Source organism: Epibacterium sp. ABZ3_068, from assembly GCF_056159265.1.
This window is the reverse complement of record NZ_JBSWUV010000001.1, coordinates 503,525-530,445: the sequence shown is the minus strand read 5'-3', so window position 1 is coordinate 530,445 and position 26,921 is coordinate 503,525. Positions and strand designations below refer to the sequence as shown.

General features: G+C 57.9%; 22 protein-coding genes. 11 read left to right on the top strand and 11 right to left on the bottom strand.

The genetic code is table 11. From position 1 onward, the window contains the following. Positions 1 to 112 precede the first annotated feature (112 nt). Entirely contained in the window at positions 113 to 769 is a 657-nt protein-coding gene (locus ACXAEW_RS02480; protein ID WP_474939807.1) for a GntR family transcriptional regulator, read from the top strand. 6 nt (positions 770 to 775) lie between these two features. On the opposite strand, the gene pdxR is transcribed toward ACXAEW_RS02480, so the two are convergent. Beyond that, positions 776 to 2,242, bottom strand: coding sequence for a MocR-like pyridoxine biosynthesis transcription factor PdxR (gene pdxR / locus ACXAEW_RS02475; protein ID WP_474939806.1), 1,467 nt, complete (start codon positions 2,240 to 2,242; stop codon positions 776 to 778). A 320-nt stretch (positions 2,243 to 2,562) separates the two neighbouring features. On the opposite strand from pdxR, the gene ACXAEW_RS02470 reads away from it, so the two are divergent. From ACXAEW_RS02470 to ACXAEW_RS02460, 3 genes are all read left to right on the top strand, one after another. Next, on the top strand, positions 2,563 to 3,546 hold the full coding sequence (locus ACXAEW_RS02470) for a taurine ABC transporter substrate-binding protein (RefSeq protein ID WP_474939805.1): 984 nt from the start codon (positions 2,563 to 2,565) through the stop codon (positions 3,544 to 3,546). A gap of 80 nt (positions 3,547 to 3,626) precedes the next feature. After that, positions 3,627 to 4,427 (top strand): taurine ABC transporter ATP-binding protein, encoded by an 801-nt coding sequence (locus ACXAEW_RS02465; protein ID WP_474939804.1) that lies wholly within the window; start codon positions 3,627 to 3,629, stop codon positions 4,425 to 4,427. Further along, positions 4,428 to 5,690, top strand: coding sequence for an ABC transporter permease (locus tag ACXAEW_RS02460; protein WP_474939803.1), 1,263 nt, complete (start codon positions 4,428 to 4,430; stop codon positions 5,688 to 5,690). It abuts the gene before it with no gap. 137 nt (positions 5,691 to 5,827) lie between these two features. Here ACXAEW_RS02460 and ACXAEW_RS02455 read toward each other — a convergent pair whose 3' ends face one another. From ACXAEW_RS02455 to ACXAEW_RS02430, 6 genes are all read right to left on the bottom strand, one after another. Beyond that, positions 5,828 to 6,559 (bottom strand): sulfite exporter TauE/SafE family protein, encoded by a 732-nt coding sequence (locus tag ACXAEW_RS02455; protein ID WP_474939802.1) that lies wholly within the window; start codon positions 6,557 to 6,559, stop codon positions 5,828 to 5,830. Between the two features lie 9 nt (positions 6,560 to 6,568). Next, complete coding sequence (locus ACXAEW_RS02450; RefSeq protein ID WP_474939801.1) at positions 6,569 to 8,065, bottom strand: aldehyde dehydrogenase family protein; 1,497 nt, start codon at positions 8,063 to 8,065, stop codon at positions 6,569 to 6,571. Between the two features lie 159 nt (positions 8,066 to 8,224). Next, complete coding sequence (locus tag ACXAEW_RS02445) at positions 8,225 to 9,202, bottom strand: TAXI family TRAP transporter solute-binding subunit (RefSeq protein WP_474939800.1); 978 nt, start codon at positions 9,200 to 9,202, stop codon at positions 8,225 to 8,227. 34 nt (positions 9,203 to 9,236) lie between these two features. Beyond that, positions 9,237 to 11,333 (bottom strand): TRAP transporter permease, encoded by a 2,097-nt coding sequence (locus tag ACXAEW_RS02440; protein ID WP_474939799.1) that lies wholly within the window; start codon positions 11,331 to 11,333, stop codon positions 9,237 to 9,239. A gap of 20 nt (positions 11,334 to 11,353) precedes the next feature. Further along, positions 11,354 to 12,997 (bottom strand): sulfatase-like hydrolase/transferase, encoded by a 1,644-nt coding sequence (locus tag ACXAEW_RS02435; RefSeq protein ID WP_474939798.1) that lies wholly within the window; start codon positions 12,995 to 12,997, stop codon positions 11,354 to 11,356. 98 nt (positions 12,998 to 13,095) lie between these two features. After that, complete coding sequence (locus ACXAEW_RS02430; protein WP_474939797.1) at positions 13,096 to 14,016, bottom strand: LysR family transcriptional regulator; 921 nt, start codon at positions 14,014 to 14,016, stop codon at positions 13,096 to 13,098. A gap of 144 nt (positions 14,017 to 14,160) precedes the next feature. On the opposite strand from ACXAEW_RS02430, the gene ACXAEW_RS02425 reads away from it, so the two are divergent. Then, positions 14,161 to 14,616 (top strand): MarR family winged helix-turn-helix transcriptional regulator, encoded by a 456-nt coding sequence (locus ACXAEW_RS02425; protein ID WP_474939796.1) that lies wholly within the window; start codon positions 14,161 to 14,163, stop codon positions 14,614 to 14,616. Between the two features lie 70 nt (positions 14,617 to 14,686). Here ACXAEW_RS02425 and ACXAEW_RS02420 read toward each other — a convergent pair whose 3' ends face one another. Both ACXAEW_RS02420 and ACXAEW_RS02415 read right to left on the bottom strand, forming a co-directional pair. Continuing rightward, the gene (locus ACXAEW_RS02420; protein ID WP_474939795.1) at positions 14,687 to 16,009 is read right to left on the bottom strand and encodes a GH1 family beta-glucosidase; all 1,323 of its coding nucleotides are present in this window, start codon (positions 16,007 to 16,009) and stop codon (positions 14,687 to 14,689) included. A 4-nt stretch (positions 16,010 to 16,013) separates the two neighbouring features. Continuing rightward, on the bottom strand, positions 16,014 to 17,042 hold the full coding sequence (locus ACXAEW_RS02415; RefSeq protein WP_474939794.1) for a LacI family DNA-binding transcriptional regulator: 1,029 nt from the start codon (positions 17,040 to 17,042) through the stop codon (positions 16,014 to 16,016). Positions 17,043 to 17,276: 234 nt separating this feature from the next. On the opposite strand from ACXAEW_RS02415, the gene ACXAEW_RS02410 reads away from it, so the two are divergent. From ACXAEW_RS02410 to ACXAEW_RS02390, 5 genes are all read left to right on the top strand, one after another. Next, entirely contained in the window at positions 17,277 to 18,545 is a 1,269-nt protein-coding gene (locus ACXAEW_RS02410) for an ABC transporter substrate-binding protein (RefSeq protein ID WP_474939793.1), read from the top strand. A gap of 94 nt (positions 18,546 to 18,639) precedes the next feature. After that, positions 18,640 to 19,647 (top strand): carbohydrate ABC transporter permease, encoded by a 1,008-nt coding sequence (locus tag ACXAEW_RS02405; RefSeq protein ID WP_474939792.1) that lies wholly within the window; start codon positions 18,640 to 18,642, stop codon positions 19,645 to 19,647. 16 nt (positions 19,648 to 19,663) lie between these two features. Next, positions 19,664 to 20,812 (top strand): carbohydrate ABC transporter permease, encoded by a 1,149-nt coding sequence (locus ACXAEW_RS02400; RefSeq protein ID WP_474939791.1) that lies wholly within the window; start codon positions 19,664 to 19,666, stop codon positions 20,810 to 20,812. Between the two features lie 9 nt (positions 20,813 to 20,821). Next, complete coding sequence (locus ACXAEW_RS02395) at positions 20,822 to 22,483, top strand: alpha-amylase family glycosyl hydrolase (protein ID WP_474939790.1); 1,662 nt, start codon at positions 20,822 to 20,824, stop codon at positions 22,481 to 22,483. Then, complete coding sequence (locus ACXAEW_RS02390; protein ID WP_474939789.1) at positions 22,476 to 23,570, top strand: ABC transporter ATP-binding protein; 1,095 nt, start codon at positions 22,476 to 22,478, stop codon at positions 23,568 to 23,570. The genes ACXAEW_RS02395 and ACXAEW_RS02390 overlap by 8 nt, the downstream gene beginning before the upstream one ends. Positions 23,571 to 23,592: 22 nt before the next feature. Here ACXAEW_RS02390 and ACXAEW_RS02385 read toward each other — a convergent pair whose 3' ends face one another. Both ACXAEW_RS02385 and ACXAEW_RS02380 read right to left on the bottom strand, forming a co-directional pair. Beyond that, entirely contained in the window at positions 23,593 to 24,924 is a 1,332-nt protein-coding gene (locus tag ACXAEW_RS02385; RefSeq protein ID WP_474939788.1) for an NAD(P)/FAD-dependent oxidoreductase, read from the bottom strand. 185 nt (positions 24,925 to 25,109) lie between these two features. Continuing rightward, complete coding sequence (locus tag ACXAEW_RS02380; RefSeq protein ID WP_474942982.1) at positions 25,110 to 25,553, bottom strand: SH3 domain-containing protein; 444 nt, start codon at positions 25,551 to 25,553, stop codon at positions 25,110 to 25,112. Between the two features lie 304 nt (positions 25,554 to 25,857). Between ACXAEW_RS02380 and ACXAEW_RS02375 the strand changes: the two genes are divergently transcribed. Continuing rightward, positions 25,858 to 26,844: a 2-hydroxyacid dehydrogenase gene (locus tag ACXAEW_RS02375; RefSeq protein ID WP_474939787.1), complete on the top strand. Its 987-nt coding sequence runs from the start codon at positions 25,858 to 25,860 to the stop codon at positions 26,842 to 26,844. Positions 26,845 to 26,921: the final 77 nt, after the last annotated feature.

The following is a 26,921-nucleotide window of genomic DNA, read 5'->3' as shown; positions in this document are numbered from 1 at the left end:
GCCCTCCTCAAGGCCTTTGACAGGATAGGATTGCTATGTTTTTCAAGTCAACATTTTTGTATACAAAACTTCCATTGTTGAATTTTGTAAGCGCGTCAGCTATGAGAGAACAATGACAAAACGGCGTGCTGATACTATTGCAGAACAGCTGGAACAGCTGATTTTTGATGGAACTTTTGTCGATGGCGATCGCTTGGACGAGGTCCGGTTGTCGGAACAGTTCGGTGTCTCCAGGACTCCCCTTCGAGAGGCTTTGCAACGCCTTGCTCTGTCTGGTCTGGTGGAGCTGATTCCCCGCCGCGGTGCCTTTGTTCGCCAGCCAGGTCCGATTGAGCTGATGGATATGTTTGAGGTCATGGCCGAGATGGAGGCGGTTTGCGGCCGCCTTGCAGCTGTGCGAATTTCGGACGAAGCCCTGGACGAGCTGCGGGATGCCAATGCGAAATGTCAGGCCGCCGTGGAGGGCGCGAATCCAGATGCCTATTATCTGGAGAATGAGCGGTTCCACCGCATTATCTATCAGGAATCGGGGAATGCCTTCCTCTCACAAGAGACCTACAAACTGCACAAACGCCTGAAACCGTTCCGTCGGCAGCAGCTGCGGTTTCGCGGGCGTCTGAACCAGTCCATGGCAGAGCACGAAGCCATCCTGGACGCATTGGCGACCGGGTCTCAGGACGGGGCGGCCAATGCCTTACGGGACCACGTCGCCGTGCAGGGTGAGAAATTCCAGCGCCTGATGGCAACGCTCAAAAGCGCTGCGGAATAGCGCGGGCTAAAGCAGGTCCGTCATCATTTCGGCCAACAGATCAATCCCGGTCTCAATCCTGCCGGTTGGGATAGAGGAGTAGGCCAGCCGGTAGTGCTGGTGATTTGCCTTCTCTGGGGCGAAGAATGCATGTCCAGGTTCTATCAGAACGCTTTCCTTGCGAAGGTCATAGGCCAGCTGGGACGTGTCAATATCACCTGGTGCCCGCAGCCAAAAGGACGAACCGCCAAAGTCATTTCTGCGGGTCGGGAGTAACCCGTGTTTTCGGAGCGTTTCTTCCATTGCGGCCCGGCGTTTTCGGAAGCTCCGGGATTGTCGCGCCAATTGGGCATCAAAATGCCCAAGAGAGAGAAAATAGGCGATTGTGCGCTGCACGTGGCTCGGCGGGTGGCGCAGAACCGCGCTGCGCAGGGCGCGGGCCTCGGTGATGACCTCTTGCGGCGCAACCATATATCCAAGGCGCAGGCCCGGAAACACCGATTTCGAGAAGGAGCCGACGTATATAACTGTGCCGGATTGATCCAGTGATTTCAACGCGGGTGAGGGGGACTTCAGGAACGACAGTTCAAATTCGTAGTCATCTTCGACGATCACAAAATCGTCCCGCGCGGCCTGTGCCAGCAAGGCCTGCCGCCGATCAAGCGGCATGGTCACATTGGTTGGGCAGTGGTGGCTTGGGGTGGTGAAAACGACATCCGCATCAGAGGGGATCAAATCCGGTGGCAAACCGTCTTCGTCAACGTCAATTGCCGCAATGGCGCAGCGCTTTGGCCCAAGGATCTGGCGCAGCCCCGGATATCCAGGGTTTTCGATTACCGCCTTGCGTCGCCGGTTCAACAGCATTTCGACCACCAACCACAAGGCGTTCTGGGATCCCATCGTGATCAGGATTTCTTCGGGGCGGGCTGCGATACCGCGGCGCGGCAGAATCTGGCGCAGAATGAACTCCACCAGCATCGGGTCGTCCCGCTGATAGTGGTCCGTCGCCAATGTATCAAAATCGCGCCGTCCGACGGCACGCAAGGCACAGGCACGCCAGTTTCGATGATCGAACAGATCGGCATCCGACTGGCCATAGATAAAGGGATACCGGTAATCACGCCAATTTGGGGGACGTGAAATCTCAAAATGGGCTGAGAACTTCTGATTGAATTTGCGTCCCCATTGGACTTGCTCTTGGGCGGGGGAGGTCAGGTGTTCAAATGTGGGGCGTTTGGGGGCTGTATCCGCGACATAAAACCCGGAGCGCCCGCGTGAGATCAGATATTCATTTGCGACCAGTTCATTATAGGCCAGCGTCACGGTGATCCGGGCCACGTTCAAATGATCGGCCAGACGCCGGGTGGAAGGCATCCGTTCTCCGACCGCGCAGCGCCCCGAGACAATTGCCTCCGAGACAACCTGTTGAATTTTCTGCTGTAATGTCGCTTCACCACTAGGGGGGAGAAGGAAAATTTCTGGTGGAATTGTCATTTGGACCTATGTTCCAGATGTTTTGGCCTTAACGCTAACGGAGCTTTTGCGTTTGCGCAACTGCGCAGGCTCAACAAGGATGTCTGATATCGTTCACGAACCCTGGATCATTCATCAAACGATGAAAATCTGTACAGATCGGTGGAAATGATGATTCCAAACCTACTCAAAAAATAGATCCAACTCTTGTCGAGAGTTGTCGAAACCAAGGAGGGGTTTCTTACTGTTAATGTGTCGGGGCACCTGGCATCACCAAAAAGGGTCGTTTCAGGCCCAATCAGCGGGAGTTCCACCCGTTCGGTCCAGACAAGGAGAACGAAATGAAAGCAATCACCAAGCTACTGGCAGGCACGGCATTTGTATTCAGTGCACAAAGCGCGGCCGCCGTCGAAGAACTGACTGTGGGCTATTTCCTGGAATGGCCTATGCCGTTTCTGGCGGCAAAGGCTGACGGCTCATATGATGAAGCGTTGGGTATGAAAGTGAACTGGGTTGCCTTTGAAACAGGCACCGCGATGTCGGCGGCCATGGCCTCGGGCGACGTTCAGATTTCCATCTCTCAAGGCGTGCCACCGTTTGTTGTTGCTGCTTCCGCAGGTCAGCCGCTTCAGGTGATTGATGTCGCGGTCAGCTATTCGGAGAATGACAACTGTGTTGTCAGAGCCGAGCTTGAGATCGACAAGGACAGTGCGGGCGAATTGGCCGGTAAAAAGGTTGCAGTTCCGATCGGCACAGCGGCGCATTATGGTTTCCTGCGCCAAATGGAGCACTTCGGCGTTGACGTGTCTTCGCTTGAAATTGTGGATATGGCTCCGACAGATGGCGCGGCGGCATTGGCACAGGGGGCGGTGGATTTCGCCTGCGGGTATGGCGGTGGTCTGGCTCGTATGAAAGAGCACGGCAATGTGCTTTTGACAGGTGCCGAAAAAGAGGAACTGGGTATCCTGGTTTTTGATGTTTCCTCAGCTCAGGCAGATTTTGTTGTCGAAAACGAAGAATTGGTATCGAAATTCCTGGCAGTCACTGCCGGAGCGAATGCCGAGTGGAACGATAAACAGTCTGACGAAATGTTGTCTAAGATTGCGCTGGAAGCCGGTTTGGATGTGGATGCCGCCAAGGCCTCGATTGCCACATTCTCCTTCCCTTCCGTCGAGGAGCAACTCTCTGAGAAATGGCTCGGCGGAAACGCACAGTCTTTCATGAAGGGCGTTGCGGATGTATTTGTGACATCAGGTTCCATTGATGGTGCGCTGGACAGCTATGCCGGTGCTGTGAATTACGGACCGTTGACGGCGATCAAGTAACCACATTTCAAGAAAACACGGGCCCCGCAGGCAAATGTCTGCGGGGCTCTTATCGTTAGAAATAGAAGGAGGCGCCTCATATGGGAGCCTTGAGTATCAATGATGTGTCCATGCGATTTGATCTGCCGGATGGCTCGCATGTGCAGGCCCTGCAGGATGTTGCGCTGGAACTGAAACAGGGCGAACTTCTCTCAGTGCTTGGCCCGTCTGGGTGCGGCAAGTCGACTCTGTTGAACATTTTGGCAGGCTTTTTGGCGCCCACATCTGGTCAGGTTTCACTGAATGGAAATGTGGTCACAGGCCCCAGCGCTGAACGTGGCATGGTGTTCCAAAAAGGCGCGCTGTTTGAATGGATGAGCGTGCGCCACAATGTGGAATTCGGCCCTCGTATGAAGGGCATGCCCGAGACAGAGCGCAATACCATTGTTGAAAACCTCCTCGATACGGTGGGTCTGCGCGCGTTCAAGGAGAAGGCTGTTTATGAGCTCTCTGGCGGTATGCAGCAGCGGGTCGCGCTGGCGCGGTGCCTGGCCAATGATCCAGATGTGATCCTGATGGACGAACCCCTCGGGGCGCTGGATGCGCTGACACGGGAAAAGATGCAGGGCCTTGTTCTTGATCTGTGGAAGAAGACGGGCAAGACCATCATTTTGATCACGCACTCGGTGGACGAGGCGCTTTTGTTGGGTGAACGGCTTCTGGTCATGGCCCCTCGTCCGGGGCGGATTTTCAAAGAATACCGCTTGCCTTTTGCAGAACGCGCCGTCGGGGCCGATCTGCGCAGTGTCAAGGACGATCCGAAATTCGGCGAGACCAAAAAAGAGATCCTGGAGATGATCTGGGAGATGGAAGAAGAAATCATGGGCGCGTCGGAGGCATAAATGACTGGTCTACTTATCCTTCTAATTTACGTTGCACTCTTTGCAGGTGCCTTTTTTGCCCTGCGGCTTGTGCGCACAGCAATGCAGCCCAAGGCTGATTTCAACTCGCTGAAAACCGTGACCTTCGGTGACGAAAGCGCGGTGCGCGCAGATCGGGCGGCCTCGGTCATTTCGCTGGTTGTGGTCTTCCTGGTTTGGGGAGCCTTTACCGGATCTAAGCTGGTGCCGGTCCATGTGCCGGGGCCCTTTGTTGGCAGCACCTCCTTCACCTACACGGCCAAGAATGCCGATGGTCAGACATCTGATGCAATCGTGAACGTTTTGGTGCACGAGGCCGGTGAAACGGTCGATGCGCCTGCCGTTGTCGCCGGATCCGGATTTGCGCAGGGTGATGCAGCCACTGTGGCCGCCTGGCGCTCGGTGTTGATCCGCGCCCACAAAAATGATGGAGACGACGTCACCACAATCGCAGTTGAAGGTCAGCCTATTGTACCTGGCGAGAGTGTCGATGTGCCCAACGGCCGCGTCACAATGACTGCCAAAGGTTCGCTGAATTTCTCCCCCAATCCGGGTCTCCAGATGGAGCCGATCTGGATGCCCCCGCCGGAAAACGTGGTCTCGCGCCTGGCTGAGATCGCGTCCAATGGCTATCAGAACGCCTCCCTTTTTGAACACGTGGGCTGGTCCCTGTGGCGCGTCTTTGCCGGCTTTGTACTGGGAACTCTCGTTGGTGTGCCGCTTGGCTATGCCATGGGTCTTTCGGGCTGGGCCCGTGGCTGGTTTGATCCCATCGTGGAATTCATGCGCCCGGTGCCGCCTCTTGCGCTGATCCCGCTGGTCATCATCTGGTTTGGCATTGGCGAAAACGGCAAAGTGGTGCTTTTGTTCCTGGCTGCGCTCTGGGTGATGATCATCGCCGCGCGCGCGGGCGTCTCTGGTGTCAACATCACCAAAGTGCAGGCCGCTTATTCCCTCGGAGCCTCCAAGTGGCAGGTCCTGCGCCATGTGATCGTGCCGAACTCCCTGCCGGAAATCTTCACCGGTGCCCGTGTCGCCATGGGCGTCTGCTGGGGTACCGTGGTTGCCGCAGAACTGGTTGCGGCTGAAAAAGGTGCCGGTAAGATGATCGTAGCCGCCTCCAAGTTCCAGGCCACCGACATTGTGATCATGGGTATTGTGATCATCGGTCTCATCGGTTTTGGCATCGACATTCTGATGCGCCGGGCTGAAACCATCTTGGTTCCTTGGAAAGGTCGCTCCTGACCTTTCCTACCACCAAACAGGAAAAGGTCGCGCCTGAGTGCGGCATATTCCAATCGGGAAGGGGCGCCTCAGCCCCTTCCTCAAACTGAAAAGGGTCGGCAAATGCCGACCCTTTTCCATTTAACAACAGGGATGACTTACAACAGGCCCATCAGCCCTTTGCCACCGGTCATCAGCGCCGACAGCAGCAACACGCCCAAGGCCGCCTTGCGATAGGAGCCATCGCCCAAGCGCTGAAACACCCAAGTTCCGCCCCAGCTCCCTGCCATCATCGCAGGAAAAGACAGTGCCGCGCTCAGGCCGATGTTCCAGCTCAACACATCCGATGTCGCCGCCACAAACCCAAGGGCGACCGTGGCCGTAAAGGCAAAGAAGATCAGCAAGGACGCCCGGCTCACCTGTTTGTCGGCCCCGCGTCCCAGGAAATAGGCCACCGCAGGTGGCCCCGGCATGGCCGCAAGCCCGGCCAATAGCCCCGAACAGCTCCCGGCAATCAGCGCAGGTGCGCGCCCGTCCGGCAGGGTGACCTTGGCCATCAGCGCAAATAGCCCCAACAACACAAGCGCCGCAATCACCAGACGCAGCAGATCCGGCGACAGCTGGGTGGCAATCAGCGCGCCAATGACAACACCGGGAACAGAGCCGATCACCAGCCGCCCCAGCGCCTGACGATCAATGTGATGGCGGTTCTGCACCAGATCCACGGGCGCTGCTGCCACCTGCAGGATCTGCGCCATCAGCACCGCAAATATCGGCGAGACGATCAGGCTGTAGATCGGCACGGCCGCAAGGGCAAAACCAAATCCGGTCACCCCACGCAAAAAGCCCGCAGCGAAACTCGCTGCGGACAATAAAATCACATGATCCATATCTGGGCCTTAATCGAAGTTGATCACAATGGTCTTGGAGCGGGTGAAATGCTCCACCATCGCCTCCAGAGAGGCTTCCTTGCCCAAGCCAGACCGGCCAAACCCACCGTAAGAGACGTTGGGCTGGATGGTCAGGTTCTGGTTCACCTGCACATAGCCTGCATTCAGGCGTGACGTGCTGTCCAGCGCGGTCGACAAGTCCTTGGTCCAGACCGAGGCCGCCAGCCCATAATGGGTGCCATTGGCGCGGGCAATAACGTCCTCATAATCGGACCAACGCTGGATTGCCGCAACAGGGCCAAAGATCTCTTGGGTGACGCAGGGGTGATCTTCCGACAGGCCCAACAACAGGGTGGGCTGCATGAACAGATCCGGCGCCAGATCACCGCCTTCAGGCAGCGCGCCAAAGCGGCGGATATCAGCCCCTTCGGTGGCTTCGGCCTTTGCCACAAAGCCCTGGATCACATCCATCTGTTTCTGGTTGATCACAGTGCCCACATCGGTGGCCTCATCCAGCGGATCACCAATCACCAGCTTCTCCAGCTCGGTACCCAGTTTCTCCATAAAGTTGTCAAACAGATCATCATGCACATAGATCCGGCTGGCCGCGGTGCAGCTTTGACCCTGACGGGTAAACCGCATGCCGGAAATCGCACCGGCCACCGCCTTGTCCAGATCCGCATCGGCGCAGATGATCATCGGCGATTTGCCACCCAGCTCCAGCGAGGCCGGGATAATGCGGCTGGCGGCCACCTTATAGATCGCCTCGCCCACGGCTTCCGATCCGGTAAAGGTGATCTTGGCCACATCTTCGTGGTGGGTCAGCGCATTGCCGCAGGTCTTGCCGTCACCATTGATGACGTTCAACACGCCCGCAGGCAGGTATTGGGTCATGATCTCGGCCATCAGGAAGGTGGCAAAAGGCGCTTCTTCCGAGGCTTTGACCACAACAGTATTGCCTGCAACCAGCGCCGGGCCGATTTTCAGCGCCCCCAGAACCAGCGGCACGTTCCACGGCAGGATCGCAGCGACAACACCCAGCGGCTCCAACGTGGTGGTGGTCATCATGCGTGGGTTAAACGGTACGGTCTGCCCCTTCAGCTCGGAACCAAGCGAGCCGTAGAATTCCAGAATATCCGCGGCTACGGTGATCTCCCCCCGGCATTCGGTACGGATCGCCTTGCCAGTCTCACGTGCCAGAACCTGGGCGATCATCTCGGATTGGGCGGCCACGGCGCGGGCGGCTTCGGCGACCATCTTGCCGCGGGTCCGGGCGGGAATTGCAGCCCAACCGGCCTGAGCCGCTTTGGCGGTGGCGACGGCGGCTTCGGTTTCTTCGGCGGTGCTGGCGGCAGCTTTACCCAGAACTGCGCCGGTGGCCGGGTTTTTCACATCCAGCGCTGCGGCACTGGCCACGCGGGCCCCGCCGACCAGGTTCACCTGGGTATAGGCGGTGATTACATCATCGGCGGTGGCAAAAGACAAAGGGGCGTTGGGCTGTGCCATAGGAGGGACTCGCTTCTTGTTCAGGTTTGTTCCTTCATATGAACGCATCGCCCTGGCGGAGTAGGGCCAATTCCTTCAGAAAATGGATCCAAATGGAGGGAATACAAAGAGCCGCCCCGGTTGGAGACGGCTTTGCACATTTTAGAAGCGTAATGCGGTTTACTGCAGCGCTCCGATTTCTTTGTAATACCGTTCTGCACCGGGATGCAGCGGCATGTCCGCAAGCGATTGTACCGCGAACTCAAGGCTCAGCGCCTTGGCCCAGGGCGCGTCCGAGGTGATGCTGTCCAGATTGTCCCAAAACGCCTTGGTGACAGCATAGACGGCCTCAGCATCCAGGTCTGCGCGCACGCCAATGCCAACGGCTGTGTCACTGGACACGGTCGGACCGTTGTTCAGCTGGTTCTTATATTGTCCCGCCGGAATTTCGGCCAAGTATCGAAAATTCCCCAGGTATGTGTCTACGCTCTCGCCTGTGTGATCCTCGGGGCCAATGAACCGCAGGCTTTCGGTTTCGGTAAATTGCAGGAATTGCTGGCAAGGGTCTATGCATCCGTTCACATACATGTCGATCTTGCCATCCATGAAGGATTGAAACCCGGTTGCCCAATTGGCGGTGATCGCCTCATAATCTTCGCCTGCGACCAGCCCGGTGGTTGCCTCAATCCAGCCTTTGGCGGCATTAAAGGCGCCGCCGCCAGCGGGGCCCAGAAACACCGATGCGCCCTCGATGTCATCCAGAAATTCGAGGTCGCTGTCGCCCCGAACCGCATAGTGGTACTGGCCGTAGGGAAACCACATGATCAAGGCCAGATTCTCCGAAAGCGCCGCTGCTTCGGGCTCTTTCTTGTACATGGCAGTGCCTGTGCGGATGAAGTGGTAGATCGTTGGCGAGGTCATATACATGTCCATATTCCCGCGCGCTGTTTCCAGCTGGTGAACCGTTGCAGCCCCGCCGCCGGCAACTTCGATTTCCACCACATCCTGGTTGTTGTTCACCACATTGGCAAAGGTCGCCATTGTGATCGCCTGTCCAAGGCTTGGTTCAATTGTGGCCATCTTCAGCTTGGTTTCAGCAAGGGCCGGGGGGACGGCTGACAAAAGCGTCAGCGCCGTGGCAAGTGTTAAAGACCGCATCGAATCTCCTCCATATCGGTGCGCAAATACAGTTCTAAGTCGTGTGCAGCAGTCGGTTCGGCGCCAGCTTTGGGCTGGCCCAGATCAGCAATAGGCCAGCGCAGGCGGCAGGCGCGGCAAGTGTCAGTTGCGGCAGCAGCGCTGTGCCGCCCAAGGCAAGGCGTAGCACACGTTCCCATGGGGGCAGGCGCGTGCGGTCAAAACCGGCCAGGGCTGAGGCGATCAACCACATAGCCAGACAAAACGCGCCGAGGACCCAGGCGAAATCGAACCATGTAACCGTTGAAATGTCGATCATGGCCCGGGCCTGGACCGGGGCCTCGCCAAACCATTCAAACACCACCTGCAATTTATAAAGAACAGCCGGATGATAGACAAAGACAAATGGTATAAGGAAGCCGGCCAGCGCAATCTTGGCTGCTTCGAACCCTGTGCGCAGCGGATCGGCCCCGGCAATCGGAGCGGCGGCAAAGGCAGCCAATGCCACCGGCGGGGTGACCGTCGACATCATGGCAAAGACCACGACAAACAGATGCAGTGTCAGTGGCGCGATCCCCACGGTATCAATGCCTGAAGACAGGGCGATCACAATAATGAAATAGGTCGCCCCCGGAGGCAGCCCCATGCCAAGGACAATCGCGCCGAAGGCGACAACCAACAGGACAATTGGCAGCGGACCATCCGCGACCTGAGCCAGCAACAGCGACAGGCGGCCGGCAAAACCAGACGTCTGAATCAGGCCGACAATCAGTCCGATGGCTGTCACAATCACAACGATAGATGCGGCCATCCGCCCGGCTTTGGCAAAAGCGTTCCAGATCCGTTTGGGTGAACGGAAGTCCCTGAACAACAGCAAGGATGCGCCAAGTGCGGCGATCAACCCGTAAAATCCGGCCTTGGGCACCGATGGCTGTGCGAACAGAAAATAGGACAGCGTTCCCAAGGGGATCACAAAAACAAGACATTGCAGTCGTTCCTGCGCTGTCAGCTTAGGGCGGTCCTCAATCGGCAGGGCACCAACACCACATTTACGGGCCTCGAAATAGACTGCCAGAAAAGTGCCAAAGTAGTAGAAGAAGGCAGGCACAATTGCTGCCACAACGATGTATCGATACTCCAGCCCGATCTGTCCTGCGACAAAGAAAGCGACAACTCCCATAACCGGCGGCATGATCTGGCCACCTGTGGAGGCAGCGGCCTCAACCGCGCCAGAAACCGCCGGTTTGAAGCCGGCTTTCCGGATGACGGGTATGGTCATCACTCCGGTCGACACCACGTTCGAGATTGCAGCACCGGACAGGGTCCCAAACAGCGCGGATGAGGCGACTGCCGCATGGGCCGCGCCTCCGGTCATGCCGCCGGTCAGCCGGTTGGCGATTTTCATCAGCAAGTCACCGGCACCGGAGGCCATAAGAATCGCGCCAAAGACGATGAAGATCAGGACATTGCCCGTCACGACCTGAATTGGTTGCCCAAACATCCCGCCGGTCTGGGCCCAGAATTGCAGGACCATCTGGCGTAGGTTCTGACCAAAGGACGCCTGGGACCCTGCCAGGATCCCGGTCCAGTCCGGCAGCGCCCCTTTGACAAAGAAATAGACCACCCAGAACAGGCAGAAGGCCACAATGAAGCCGCCAAACAGCCGATAGGTCAAATAGAGCGTAACCGCCGTGGCGAGGGGGAAGAGCACATAATCCCAGGTCGATGCACTGGGCAGAACCCCTGCATCACTGGCGAAAATTCCGATAATCCAGCTGGAAAAAGACAGGGTCGCCGCGAAGACCATCACCCAATTGGCCCAGCGGTTTTCGGGTTTCAGATGCAGCGTCAGCCCCGAGATAACAAAGCTCAGCAAAATCGGCAGGCCAATGATCAGACCGGTGGGCAGCAGAAATGCCTGTTCAAAGCTGCGATAGCCCGCACCCATCCAATGCTCCCGCAGAAAGACCCTCTGGTCCCGGCGGCTCATCTCCTCAAAACCGGGGGTGGTGGTCTCGATGAACCAGCGCACGAAATCATTCAGCGCGCCAGAAGCGGAGTAGATCACCACAACCAGAGCAAAAGCCACCGCAACCAGATTGGCCAGCTGGTGGTCCTGCTCCATCCCTTTGGATGTGTTCCTCTGTGTCATGGCGCTCCTCCCCTGGCCACTCACCCTTTGGTGTGAAACTGTCTGGCAGCTCCTCGGTACTTGTCAGTCAGTTCCTCGGGGACTTCGCTGCCGTCCACCAGAAAGGGTAAAATCCCGCGCCTCAGGGATCGCCCCCGCGCGGCTGTTATATCATCGTCCGACATGGTGACCCGCTGCGACATCCGCCGTCCCCAGGCTCCCAGATGACGATAAAGCCGGTCGATCTCCTCCCGGTAGCCCGGATCATCGCCAAGGTCGGTAAATTCATTGGGATCGCTTTCCAGATCGAACAACATCGGGCGGAAGCCGCCTTCAAAGTGGATCATTTTCCAACGCCCATCAAAGACCATGAACATTCGCGCATCGCGCGCGGTGACCCCCAATGCCTGGGCGCGCGGGGTAGCAGAATAATCATATTCGCTGATCACAACCTCGCGCCATACATCCGGAGTCTGGCCGTGGATCCACGGCAAAAGCGATCGTCCTTCGATAATGTGGTCTGGCACGGTGCCGCCTGCGGCCTCAACAAACGTAGCGGCCAGGTCAATCGCTTCCACCAGCGCATCGCAAGTGGTGCCGCGAGTGCTGTCTGCCTGCGCGCGCGGATCAAAGATGATCATCGGGATCTTCACGGATGCCTCGTGGAAGAAGTCTTTCTCGCCCAGCCAGTGATCTCCCAGATAGTCGCCGTGATCGGATGTCAGGACAATCATGGTCTCCTCCATCTGGCCCTTGTCCTCCAGATGATCCAGCAACCGTCCCAGTTGATCATCACATTGCTTGATCAGCCCCATATAGGCCGGGATAACCTTCTTCCGCACGGACTGTTGTTGAAACGCATCCGCCACACGCGTGTCGTGATAGGCGGCCAGAACCGGGTGGGGATCATCCAATTCCAGGGGATGACGCACCACCGGTTTGATGTCTTCCCGCTTGTAAAGATCATGATAGGGAGCGGGCACGATATAGGGCCAGTGTGGCTTGATAAAAGAAACATGGGCGCACCAGGGGCCTATGGCCTGATCCACAAATCTGATGGCTTCAGAGGTAAGCCAGGGTGTTTCGCTGTCTTCTTCGCGAATATTGGCCGGTTTGTCTGCATTTTCAAACATCCAGCCGCTGGCCATCTCACCCTGGTTTACGCCAGCATTGGCGTAATCTGCCCAGGGGTTCTCACCATCATAGCCTTTGGACTTCAGGTATTCATTATAGGGGGATCGTTTCTGGTCATAGAACCCATCCGGACCAGATCCCCACAGGCCGTCATCGCGCGCCCAGGCGTCAAACCCGCAATCGGCCTGCCGTGCGCCAATCGTGCTGTCCGGAGACAGGCCCAGACGTTCCATGCCCTTGGCATCTGCTTTCATATGCGTCTTGCCCAGCAGCCAGCAATCCATGCCCAGCTCCCGCAGATGGTCGCCCAATGTGATCTCCCCCACCCGCAGGGGGAAGCCGTTCCACTGCGCCCCATGGGACGAGACATAGCGGCCGGTGTAAAAGCTCATCCGCGACGCCCCGCAGATCGGGGATTGTACATAGGCATTGGTAAACCGAACACCCTTTGCCGCGATCCGGTCAAAATTCGGGGTTTTCAAAGAGGGGTGTCCCGCACAGCTCAGGTAATCAAAACGCAGCTGGTCGTACATGATGAACAGAATGTTCAAGGTATCCTCCATCCGTGCAGCTTCATGAGGCAAACTGATTTACCACATGTATCTTTTGGGATGCGAGAACGGCAGGCTCAAAATGTTTATGGGTATAACTAACGGGAATATGTCTGGTCAAAGGTGTTCCGTGAAACCTGTTCCAGACAATCACAGAAATATTGCAGCGCAGGCGTGGGGGCCCGTTCAGAAGAGGTGATCATCGAGATGCGGGCAGCCCGTAGTTTTTCCTTGAGATCAAGGTGTTTGATACCCCACCGTGCTTGTGTCTGGTCCAGAAGGAGCCCAGGGAAAGTACATAGGTAGTCGCCGTCCTGCACCATGGAAAGGATGCTGGCAATGGAATCGGATGTGATCTTTGGGTCCGGTGGCGTCAGCTCGTGATCATGAAAATGGCGCTGCAAATGGGGCAGGCGGGTCCGTGTTCCAATCATCAGCCACTCCCCTTCGGTCAACTCCGAAAGGCTTGTGCTGTTCACCCATTTTGAGTGCGCGCCTGTGATCACCACAATGGGTGTTTCCACCAGAAAGGTCAGGGCCAGACCCGCCGTATTGGCCTCCCGTGGCTCTGGCCCGATCACCAGATCAACGCGCCCTTCCCGAATTGGGCTGAACGCAATAGGTTCGTGGCCGCCGTTCAGTTCGACCTCTACCATCGGGAATTTCCGCCGGAAGAGTTTCAGGGTCTGCGCAATCAGACGATGGGCTGCCAACGGGGAGACGGTAACCGTAAGTCGCCCGGTGCCCAATCCACGTCGTTGGGCAATTTCCTCTTCCATCCGGCGCATTTCCGACTGGATCACCCGCGCGCGTTTCAGGATCAACTGCCCTTCCTCGGTCAGCATCACGCCGCTTGGAGCGCGCTGGAAAATGGCCGCCCCCACATCTGTTTCAGCCTGGCGCAAGGCTTTGGTCACTGCCGGCTGCGTCTTGCCCAAGGCCTTGGCGGCACTGCGGATACTGCCTGCCTGTTCAACGGCCAAGAGCATTTCAATATGTTGGAGCTTGATCATTGCCATTAAACCTTCTGGCTGGATATTCCGTAAGTTTATATCCTATAAGCTGCCTGAATGCAGGCCTCGGCGTGAAGTCTGCATATCCAGCTCTTTTCCGCGTGCGAAAAAACACGCGCTTCTTTATGTTGACATCAGTATGATACTGGGATGATCCACGAGTTGAACAAGACACCGGACAATCTGCAAGACTTTGACCTTGCGCATTTCACGCCCTACCGTTTGGCAGTCGCGGCGCAAAAGCTCTCTGAAATGCTGGCGCGCCAATACCGCGAGAAATTTGGTGTTTCGATTCCAGAATGGCGCGTTTTGGTGCATCTGACGCAATCGGATGGCGTTTCGGTTCGTGATATCGAAGCGCGTGTCGCGATGGAGAAATCCAAGGTAAGCCGCGCCGCCACCCGGTTGGAAGAAAGCGGTCTGGTGATCAAGACAGTCAACCAGGGCGACCGTCGCCTTGTTCGGCTGGAGCTGACACCAAAGGGACGCGCCCTGATGGCCGACCTTCTGCCGCTGGCAGAAGACTTTCAGGCTGAGATCGCCGCAAAGCTGGGCCAAACACAGGATGGTTTCGAAGCGGGGCTTGACCGGCTTCTGGAAGAGTAAAGGGTGGAAGGCCAACCCAGGCCAAGTCATGCAGGCTCAGTCTAGGCAGAGCGGCTCTGCGGGGGGGAACTCAAAGAGACAAGGCGTCTTGTAGCGCAAGGAATGAGGCCTTGGGTGTGCGCTCCATGGTATCAAAATCCACATGCACCATGCCAAAACGTTTCTCATATCCCAGCGCCCATTCGTAGTTGTCCAGCAGTGACCACAGGAAATAGGCAGAGACCGGAACGCCATCCGCCATCGCCTTTTGGACTGCCGCAATGTGTTGATTTATATAGTCCATGCGCGGAGTGTCATCGACCATACCGTCTTTTATCACATCGGCGTTTGCCATGCCGTTTTCGGTAATGTGAATGGGCAGGTCGCCAGTGTATTCGTCTGCTGTGCGTTTCAGGAACTTGTAAAGCCCTTCAGGGTAAATCTCCCATCCCATCTGGGTCTTGGCAAGAGGGCCGTCGACCTCGTGGTGATGTGGCCAGGGACCATCGTTCGGGGCCAAGAGCTTGCGGGTGTAATAATTCACGCCACACCAGTCGACCGGCTGGGAAATCACGTCGAAATCATCCTGCCACCCCTTGGGGAGATGCGCGTCCATCCCCTCCAGCACCACTTCGGGATAGCATTTGTGGAAAATTCCGCTCAGGAAGAACCGGTTATAATAGGCGTCATAGGTATCTGCGGCTTTTTGTGCCTCTGGGGTGTGATCCACCGGATCAGCCCACTCCATGTTGAAGATCGCACCAAGGTTCGTCATCCCCATGCCGCGCATCACATCAATGGCCGTTCCATGGGCCAGCAGCACGTGATGCATCGCATGGGCGGTGGCGCGAATGTCGCGCAGTCCCGGAGCGTGATGGCCCAGAAAGTGGCTTAACCAGCTGACGCACCAAGGTTCGTTAATCGGTGCAACGCTGTGCATCCGGTCACCGATCCGGCCCATGATGACTTCGGTGAAATCCGCAAACCACCCGGCAATATCGCGGTTGCGCCAACCGCCAAGATCCGAAAGCACTGCTGGTAGTTCCCAGTGATACAGGGTCGCGCAGGGCTTTATCCCGCGTTCCAGCATCGCGTCGGTCAGCCGGTCGTAGTAATCCAGACCGTCCTGGTTGATGGTGCCGCGCCCCTCGGGCATGACTCGCGCCCAACTGGTGGAAAAGCGATAGCAGTCCAGCCCTGCATCCATGATCAGATCCAGATCTTCTGCGTAGCGATGGTAGTGATCACACCCGCGCGCGCCATTTTCCGCCCGCACCACATTGCCCGGTGTTGCGGCAAACGTATCCCAGTGGGTCGGGCCGGCCCCGCCAAAGGCGTGACCTTCGATCTGATAGGCCGAGGTTGCTACGCCGAATTGGAAATCCTGCGGGAATTCAGAGCGTTTAAACTGCATAACTTCAATCCTGTGGCGCAGGGCCGGTAGAGCTGCCGACGACCAGTTCGGCCTCCAGCATTGTGTTCATCGGAGGATGGTTCGGCGAGGTAATCAGGGTCGCCAGCATTTCAGCGGTAATTTGCCCGGCCTGGCGCACTGATGAGCGCAAAGCCGTAAAGATCGGGATATCCTGTCCGTTCTTCAGGTAGGACAGGTCATCGTCGTGGGTAATCACTGAGACTTCGCGGCCCATCTTGAGGCCCGCGTTTTCGATCGCGCGGCGGACACCGATGGCGGTGATCATGGATGAGGTCAGAAAGGCCGTGGGTGGATTTTCCATCGCCAGCATCGCCTTTGTTTCCTTGTGGCCAAAGACCTCGGTCATTTCGGACGATCTCATCAGTGTGGGATCGGGGTGAAATCCGCGGGTCTCCAGCGCTTTCATGTACCCCTCGCGGCGGCGATGGGCAAAATCCATATGTTCCAGGCCATTCAGCAGGGCAATGCGGCGATGACCCAGATCAATCAGGAACTCGGTTGCACGCTGGAAGGCACGGATATTGTTCACATCGACCCAGCTATAGGGCTCTTCAATGCCGGTTGACCGTCCGTGCACAACAAAGGGCAGCCCCATCGTGTTGAGCAAGGTGATGCGTGAATCTTCCACCAGCGGGCCTTGAATGACAACGCCATCAACCGCGCGTTTGGCCAGGAGCTCGCGATAGGATTGCTCGACACTTCCATCAAGCACGCGGGTGAACATCATGTCATAGCCAAACCGCGCATAAGCCTCTGATGCGCCGGCGACAAAATCCCCAAAGACCGGGTTCACCATCTCATGCTGGTTGGAGGTCGGGATCACGTGTCCGATCATCATCGCACGCCCCGTTGCCAGCCCCTTGGCGCGGCTGTTGGGGCGATACCCATAGCGATCCGCCGCTTCCTGCACACGCAATCTGGTTGCCTCATTGACCTCAGGATAGCCGTTCAGGGCGCGGCTGACAGTGGTCTGTGACAATCCGAGTTGCTCTGCGAGGCTCTTGAGGTTCATCTTTCAAAGCGCTTTCAATTCTGTTTCAAATTCTTTTGCAGGAAAAACGGGCATCTGGTCAATAGCTTTATTGAAACCCATAAAAACAAGCTACTTTGTAGCGTCATAAGGCGGCCAAAGCGTTTTGGCTTGACAGCTTGAGGGGTGGTGGAGGTACAAAGTGACCTCAAAGCGCTTTGAATATTGAGTCGCTTTGCTGAATTCTTACGCTTTGCGTGTTTTGGGAGGAGAATGATGAAGAAGTCGATTTTGACAAGCGTTGCTGCGCTTGCTCTGATGTCCGGTCAGTCCTTGGCTGAGGATCTCACCGTGTTTGGCCCCTGGCTTGGCCCGGATCAGATGAACGTGGAGGCTGTTCTGGAAGGTTTCGCCGCGGCCACCGGGCACAACGTGTCTTATGTGGGCTCTGACAGTTTTGAACAGCAGATCCGCATCGACGCCGAGGCAGGTTCTGCTCCCAATATCGCTATCTTCCCTCAGCCCGGTCTGGCGGCCGAATTGGCCAAGGGTGGTTTTCTGACGCCACTGGCCGATGGCACCGGCGACTGGATTGCCGAGAATTATGCCGCCGGTCAGTCCTGGGTTGACCTGGGCACCTTTGCAGGTCCGGACGGTGCGGATGATCTTTATGGTTTTTTCTTCAAGGTGGATGTGAAATCCCTGGTCTGGTACCTGCCCGAAAACTTTGAGGACGCAGGCTACGACGTCCCGACCACCATGGAAGAGCTGAAGGCGCTGACCGACCAGATTGTGGCGGATGGCGAAACACCCTGGTGTATCGGTCTCGGGTCCGGTGGGGCCACCGGTTGGCCGGCAACGGATTGGGTCGAAGACCTGATGCTGCGTACCCAAAGCCCTGCGGATTATGATGCCTGGGTCAACAACGGGCTCAAATTCAACGATCCCAAAGTTGTTGCCGCGATCGAAGAATTCGGTACCTTTGCTCGTAACGAAGATTACGTCGCCGGTGGGGCAGGGGCCGTGGCGACTACAGATTTCCGCGACAGCCCCAAAGGCATGTTTGACGCCCCCCCGCAGTGCTACATGCACCGTCAGGCATCGTTCATCCCGGCGTTTTTCCCCGAAGGAACGGTTGTGGGAGAAGATGCGGACTTCTTCTATTTTCCGGCCTATGCGGACAAGGATCTGGGAACTCCGGTTCTGGGCGCAGGTACGGTCTGGGCCATTACCAATGAAAGCCAAGCTGCGCATGATCTGATTGCCTATCTGCAGGATCCTGCTGCGCATGAGATCTGGATGGCCCGCAAAGGCTTCCTGACACCGCACAAAGGTGTCGATGCCTCGAAATTTTCTGATCCCACCCTGCGCAAGATGAATGAGATCCTGCTGGGGGCCACCACGTTCCGGTTCGACGCGTCTGACCTGATGCCGGGCGGCGTAGGTGCCGGTTCTTTCTGGACTGGCATGGTTGACTACGCCGGGGGCAAGTCCGCTCAGGATGTCGCCGATGAAATTCAGGCGTCCTGGGACGCTCTGAAATAAGAACCTGAACAGGTCATCGGGGCAGCGGGGACCTATCTCCTGGCTGCCCCGGTGCCGCTTTTATTCTGGCTCCGACACAATAAGGGAACTGACCATGCATCCGGCACTTCAGGGACTGTCGATCATTGTTTTTGGCGTCACCGCCTGCATCGCCTATTTCGCTTTGTCGAACCAGATTCTCGATAAAATACTGTTTCCCCCACGTGGCCCGAATGCCGGGCGCAACATCAACCGCGCCAATATGATCCGGCCTTGGCTGTTTCTGATGCCCGCGCTTTTTGCGCTGGGTGTGTATCTGGCCTACCCGGTGGTTGAGACCCTGCGGCTATCACTCACAGAACGCGTGCCGGGTGGGGGATACCAATGGGTTGGTCTCGACAACTATGTGCAGATGTCAAACGAGGCCAAGTTCTGGGAGGCCCTGCGCAATAATATGCTGTGGCTTCTGGTGGTTCCCGCCGCCTCCACCGGTTTTGGCCTTCTGGCCGCACAGCTGACGGATCGGATCGGCTGGGGCAATGTGGCCAAGTCGCTGATTTTCATGCCGATGGCGATCTCTTTTGTGGGCGCCTCGGTGATCTGGAAACTGGTTTATGACGTCCGCCCTGCGGATCAGGACCAGATCGGCGTCTTCAACGCGATCTTTATGTCGCTGGGGGGGGACGCTCCGATCACCTGGCTGACTCTGCCGTTCTGGAACAGTTTCTTTCTGATGCTGGTGCTGATCTGGATCCAGACCGGTTTTGCCATGGTGATCCTGTCCGCAGCCCTGCGCGGCATTCCCGAGGAAACGGTCGAAGCCGCGATTGTCGACGGGGCCAGCCCGATGCAGATCTTTTTCAAGATCAAAGTGCCGCAGATCAAAACCACCATCCTTGTGGTCTGGACCACCATCACCATCACCGTGCTCAAGGTGTTTGACATCGTCTTCACCATGACCAACGGCCAGTGGGAAACGCAGGTTCTGGCCAATTACATGTTCGACAAGCTGTTTCGCGCCAATGACTGGGGCGTGGGGTCGGCCTCGGCCATTGTGATCATGATCCTGGTTCTGCCGATCCTGGTCTGGAATGTGCGCAATGCACGCAATGAAACGCGCTGAGGCAGGGAGAAAGATCATGGACAATATCGCCGGAACCAAATCCACCCTGACCTGGGTCACCCATATCTCGGTTGCGCTGCTTGTGGCGCTTTGGGTCTTCCCGACACTTGGGCTGTTTGTATCCTCCTTCCGCACCGCCGATCAGATTTCCACCAGTGGCTGGTGGAAGGCGATGTTTCCGTCTGAACAGACTTTGACCCTGCGTGCGGCCGCGGCAGATCAGCAGGTTCAGGAGGGCACCCTGTATGTGATAGAGGGCAACCTGCTCGCTGACACCCCCGACGCCACCATCCACAGCTGGGGCACCTCATCGCGGGCGGTGGATGCCTATCAGCCGGGGGACACCGCCGAGCTGCGCAAGGGCGGCACCATCACGCTGAACGCGGATGGCAGCTACCGCATGGAAAACACCGAAGCCTTTGGCGGATCGCGCGGCCAGCGGGTCTTTCTTGGCACCACCATCGCACCCGAACTGACCCTGCAGAACTATCGCAATGTTCTGTTCAACCCCGACAATATCGAAGGGATGAGCCAGGCCTTTTTCAGCACCCTGACCGTGACCATCCCGGCCACCATTATCCCGATCCTTGTGGCGGCCTTTGCGGCCTATGCGCTGGCGTGGATGGAGTTTCCGGGCCGCGCGCTATTGATTGCCATTATCGTGGGGCTATTGGTTGTGCCGCTGCAACTGGCGCTGATCCCCTTGCTGAAACTCCACCTCGGTATTGGCATCGGCAAAGGATACATGGGCGTCTGGCTGGCGCACACGGGGTTCGGCCTGCCGCTGGCGATCTATCTGTTGCGCAACTATATGGTTGGCCTGCCGCGTGACATTATCGAAAACGCCCGTGTGGATGGGGCGACCGAATATCAGATCTTCACCCGGATCATCCTGCCGCTCAGCTTCCCGGCACTGGCCTCCTTTGCCATCTTCCAGTTCCTGTGGACCTGGAACGATCTTCTGGTCGCCAAGGTCTTCCTGGTCGATGCCACCGGTGAAACCACGGTCATGACCCAGAAACTGGTTGAGCTTCTGGGCACCCGCGGCGGCAACTGGGAAATTCTTGCAACCTCCGCCTTTGTCTCCATCGCGGTGCCACTGGCGGTTTTCTTCACTCTCCAAAGATACCTGGTCCGCGGGCTTCTGGCCGGTTCCGTGAAATAGGAAACATCAATGAACATGCAAACATCCCTTCAAACGGCTCAGGACGTAGATTGGTGGCAGGGTGGTGTGATCTATCAGATCTATCCGCGCAGCTTTCAGGACAGCAATGGCGACGGCATCGGTGACCTGCGCGGCATTACCGAGCGCCTGCCGTATGTGGCTTCGCTTGGAGTGGACGCCATCTGGATTTCGCCCTTCTTCAAATCGCCGATGAAGGATTTTGGCTATGATGTCAGCGATTACCGCGATGTCGATCCGATGTTCGGCAGCCTTGGCGATTTTGACGCGCTCCTCAGTCGCGCCCATGAGCTGGGACTGAAAGTGATGATCGACCTCGTGCTGTCCCATACCTCGGACCAGCACCCGTGGTTTGCCGAAAGCCGGTCCAACCGCACCAACGCCAAATCCGACTGGTACGTCTGGGCGGATGCGCAGCCCGATGGCACGCCGCCTAACAACTGGTTGTCGATCTTTGGTGGCCCCGCCTGGCATTGGGATGCGCGTCGTCAGCAGTATTACCTGCACAACTTCCTGACCTCGCAACCGGATCTGAATTTCCACAATCTCGACGTCCAGCAAGAGCTGTTGGACACCGCGCGTTTCTGGCTGGAGCGCGGCGTCGACGGCTTCCGTCTGGACACCATCAATTTCTACTTCCACGATCAGGAACTGCGCAGCAACCCGCCGCTGCCGATCGAGGAACGTAATGGCAGCATTGCCCCGATGGTGAACCCCTACAACAATCAGAACCATCTCTATTCCAAGAGCCGTCCTGAAAACGTGGCCTTCCTGGAACGCCTGCGGGCCCTGACCGATGAATATGACGCCCGCGCCTGTCTGGGAGAGGTCGGCGATGCGCAGCGTGGTCTGGAAATCATGGGGGAATACACCCAGGGCGATAACCGGATGCACATGTGTTATGCCTTTGAATTTCTTGGCCCGGAACGCGCAACAGCCCCTTGGATCAAGGAGGTGTTCGACCGCCTGAATACCGTCGGCAAAGGGGCCTGGGCCTGCTGGGCATTCTCCAATCACGATGTTGTCCGCCACGGCACCCGCTGGCAGCTTAGCGATGCCGCACAGCGGGCTTATGTCGCGCTGCTGATGTGTCTGCGCGGCTCGGTGTGCCTTTATCAAGGCGAAGAGCTGTGCCTGCCCGAGGCCGATGTCGCCTTTGAGGATTTGCAGGACCCGTACGGCATTGAATTCTGGCCCGAATTCAAAGGCCGCGATGGCTGTCGGACCCCTATGGTTTGGACGTCTGCCGAAGACAATGCAGGTTTCAGCGATGCAAAACCCTGGTTGCCGGTAAGCGGTGAGCAGCGTGAACTGGCGGTGGACTGGCAGGAACAAGCGCCGGGTTCGGCCTTGCGCCACTATCGCAAGGCAATTGCCCTGCGCCACGCCCATCAGGCGCTGAAAACCGGAACGCAGGACCATGTTGATGTGGCCGAGGATCTGTTGACATTCCATCGCACCTCGGACGGTGAAGAGATTTTCTGTGCGTTTAACCTTGGGGATAATAACGTCATGCTGAACCTGCCGCAGGGCAGCTGGTCAGACGCGTCAAATGGTCTGGATGGTGCGGTGAAGCCATCCGGTGATCAAATCACGCTTGGCGCCTGGGAATATTGCATCGCGGTCCTGGGAGGGGACAAAGGGAATGGCTGAACTCAAACTGAGCGGCGTGGAAAAATCCTATGCCAACAGCGTCAATGTGCTGGAAAACATCAACCTTGAGATCGACAAAGGGGAGCTGATCGTCTTTGTCGGCCCCTCGGGATGTGGCAAATCCACGCTGTTGCGGATGATCGCGGGTCTGGAAAAGATCACCGGCGGCGAGCTGACAATTGATGGCCAGGTGATGAATGACACCCCGCCAGCACAGCGCGGGATTGCCATGGTGTTCCAGTCCTACGCGCTTTATCCCCACATGACCGTGCGCGACAACATGGCCTTTGCCCTCAAAATCGCCAAGAAATCCAAGGCGGAAATTGACGCAGCCGTGGAAAAAGCCGCCAAGGTCCTGCAACTCGACAGCTATCTGGACCGCCTGCCCAAGGAACTGTCCGGCGGGCAGCGCCAGCGTGTCGCCATTGGTCGCTCCATCGTGCGCGACCCCAAGGTCTATCTGTTTGACGAACCGCTCTCGAATTTGGACGCGGCCCTGCGTGTCGCCACCCGTATCGAGATCGCCCGGCTGAAAGAGGCGATGCCAGACCGCACCATGATCTATGTGACCCATGATCAGGTCGAAGCGATGACATTGGCCAGCCGCATCGTGGTCCTGGCCAACAAGGCCATTGCCCAGGTCGGCACTCCGCTGGATCTGTATGAGCGCCCGGAAAACGAGTTTGTGGCCCAATTCATCGGCTCACCGGCGATGAACCTCTTGCCGGGCAAGATCACGGCAACCGGTACACAGACAACCGTGACCCTTGAAGGGGGCGGGGTGGCGGTCTCTGACATTCCCACCAATGATGCAGACCTTGGTAAAACCGTGAATATCGGCGTTCGCCCCGAAGACCTGTTTGAAGCCGACAGTGAGGCCCTGTTCGAGGCCCGCGTCGACATCACCGAAGCCTTGGGAGAGGTCACGCTGCTCTATTTCGACACCGAGGCGGGCGCGACCTCACTGATTGGCAAACTCGCCGGTAACCGCAAGGAACTGCGCGGCCAGACCGTGCGCATGGCAGCCACCCCGGACAAGGTGCATCTGTTCCACAACGGCCTGTCAATGCGGCCTGCCCGGGGGTGAACACTGGCTGCTGATTTCAGCCTCAGAACCCATCGTCCAAGATCGTCTTTGACCCGTCGGTAAACCGGGACAAGCGGAAAACGCCTGCATCAACACAGGGTGCGGCGCCAGTGATCAGCTCTGCCATCAATCGCCCGGCAGCGGGTCCGATGCCAAACCCATGGCCGGAAAAACCGGTGGCAATAAAGAAACCCGGTGTGCTTTCGACGGGTGAAATCACCGGCAGCGCATCTGGGGTGACATCAATCATCCCCGCCCAGGTCTGGGCAATCGTGGCCTGTTCAAAGATCGGAAAATGTCTGGCCGCCGCCGCCTGGATCTTGCGCGCGGTGGCGGCGTGCGGCGTGGGGTCCAGAACCCGGTGACGTTCAAACGGTGTAATCTGGTCCAACGACCAGCGTCTTGCATAGCCTGCTTCTTCCACAAACCGAGGGCCGAGCCGCAGGCGCAGGTCCTGCCATTGATGGCGCAAGGCCGGTAAGAAGGGGCGTGCCAGACGGAAGCTGTCAGGCACGATATCTGCATGGCTGATGCTGCCATCCGCCAGCGTATAGCCGCCGTCCTGACGTTTACGCATGGCAAAGTCATCTGTGCCAAAGGTCACCTCGGGGCCTCCTTCCAGGGGAGCTGTGCGCAGCACAGTGTTCAGCACCCGCAGCTGTGGTAAGTCTATTCCCATATTGCCGGAGAACAGTCGGGACCACGCCCCGCCTGCCAGAACCACCGCATCACACCCAATCGAACCGCGCTCTGTCACCACTGCGCTGATGCGCCCAGCTGCAGTTTCCACGCCGCGCACCGCGCAGTGGGTCAGGATTGCAGCGCCATGGGTGCGTGCTCCTTCTGCAATGGCGGGGGTGGCTTTCTGCGGTTCGGCCCGACCGTCCATCGGCGTGTGAAACACCGCATGGGGCAGGGTGCGCGCGCCAGGAAACAGATCCGCCAGCGCCTCTCCTCGTACGATATGGCCGGGCAGTTGGAACGGGGTCAAATGCTCGGACCAGCGTTCAAACCGGGCAATCTTGGCGTCACTCGCACAGGCATAGGCAATGCCCGCCCGTGTATATCCCAGATCGTGCCCGGTGCGCTTTGCCAGGTCGGGCCAGATCCGCAGCGCTTCGGCCATCAACGGGATTTCGCGCCGGTCCCGCCGGGAAATCCGCACCCACCCCCAATTGCGAGAGCTCTGCTCGGCACCGATCTCTCCCTTTTCGCACAAGGCAACAGACTGGCCGCGTTCCGCCAGCTCCAAGGCCGTGCTGGCCCCGATAATACCGCCCCCGATAACAACCACATCCACACGGGGCGGCAGCTGCGCATCTCCGCGCACCGGGATTACAGAAGTACCAGGCATCGGCCTACCTCATATTGCTTGCAAGATCAGCACTCTGCCCATTCACGTGTCTGCAAATGGTCGACTGCGCCAAAGGCTTAGCGCGGCAGAAGCGAAGCCGACAAGAACGATGTGACCCCGTGCGGGGTGAAACTTGGTCGGAGCCTGAATTGACAGCAGCGACAAGAAGCAGGCAGCGGCGGAGATTACTCCCGCACTTCGTCGGGCGCGACGCCCCACAGCTTGTCCTTGCGGGCCCAGCCACGATAGCCACCGGCGGTCACTTGGCACCAGTCCAGATTGCATTCCCCCAGCCGGGCAATCACCCCAAGCTCAAAGGCGGCTGTGACCTGTGCGCGGGGATCGGGACGGGAAAAAACCTGCGTCATATCCTGTTCGATCAAAACAGTGCGCGCACCAGACAGCAGCGCGTAATGCACCCAGCCGCCGGCGCCATCACGGTCGCGCACCCGGCGCCAATGGCCATATTCCGCAGTGATTTCAAGCGGCATACCACGGCCTTTGAACACCCAGTCGATCCGGTGGGTCAGCGATGGCCCCCGGCGCACATTGCCTTCGGATGCTTTCATCGACACAAATCTGGGTAAGGGCAGGTTGGTGACCGGGCCGCGTTCCATTGCCGCACCCATGCCCGGCAGCGCTGCCAAAAAAATCACCACACACAAGAAAACAACCGCGAACCCACGCACCGCTGTGGGACGTCCAACTGTTGGTTTTGTCACTGCCTGCTCACTCTTTTTGGTGTTCTGCATTTGGCCTGCTTTGGCGCGCAGCATTCTGAACCGTCGCTTTGCCTGTCTTAGCCTATGACCTTCACATAAGCGATTTGGCGTAAAAGCTGCAACCAAAACAACTTGGGTTCTTGTGCCTGCCTGCGTCCTCGTTCACCATGCCACAGGAGGCCTGATGGTGGAAAGCGGAGGAGAGCTCAAAGTGCCCAGAGAACGACTGAGTGTTGTTGTTACGCGACGGTTACCAGAACCGGTGGAAACCCGACTAAGCGAGTTGTTCAATGTCACTCTGCGCGAAGATGACACGCCGATGACCCGGCCCGAGCTGATCGAGGCGGCGCAAACTGCCGACGTGCTGGTGCCAACGGTAACAGATGTGATTGACGCCGCTGTGCTGGGGCAGGCGGGAGACCAGCTGAAACTGATCGCGAATTATGGCGCGGGCGTTGACCATATTGACGTGGCCACGGCCCGCCAGCGCGGTATTCTGGTATCAAACACCCCAGGCGTTCTGACCGATGATACGGCCGATATGGCCATGGCGCTGATTATGGCCGTGGTGCGCCGCATTCCCGAAGGCCTTGCGCTGATGCAACAGGGCGATTGGGGGGGATGGGCACCCACCGCGCTTTTGGGCGGCCGCCTTGCGGGGCGCCGCATCGGCATTCTTGGTATGGGGGGCGTGGGGCAGGCCGTGGCCAAACGCGCCTCTGCCTTTGGGATGCAGATCCACTACCACAACCGCCGCCGCCTTCACGGCGATATCGAAGACCGGCTCGAGGCCACCTATTGGGACAGCCTTGACCAGATGGTTGCCCGGATGGATGTGATTTCGGTCAATTGCCCGGCGACGCCGTCGACCTATCACCTGATGAATGCGCGTCGTCTGAAGCTGATGAAACCGGACGCGGTGATCGTCAACACCTCTCGCGGCGAGGTCATCGACGAGAACGCCCTGACCCGTATGCTGCGCGCGCATGAGATCGCAGGCGCGGGGCTTGACGTTTATGAGAACGGCCACCAGATCAACCCGCGCCTGCGGGAGCTTTCCAACGTTGTCCTTCTGCCACACATGGGGTCCGCCACACGCGAAGGCCGGATCGAGATGGGAGAGAAGGTGCTGTTGAACATCAAAACGTTTGAGGACGGCCACCGCCCACCGGATCTGGTGGTGCCCGCAATGCTGTGAAACGGTAATCAACCGGACCGGCTGGTGAGAGTTTGCCTCACCAGCCGGTCCGTCATCTTTTCGCGAAGTGCAGCGGC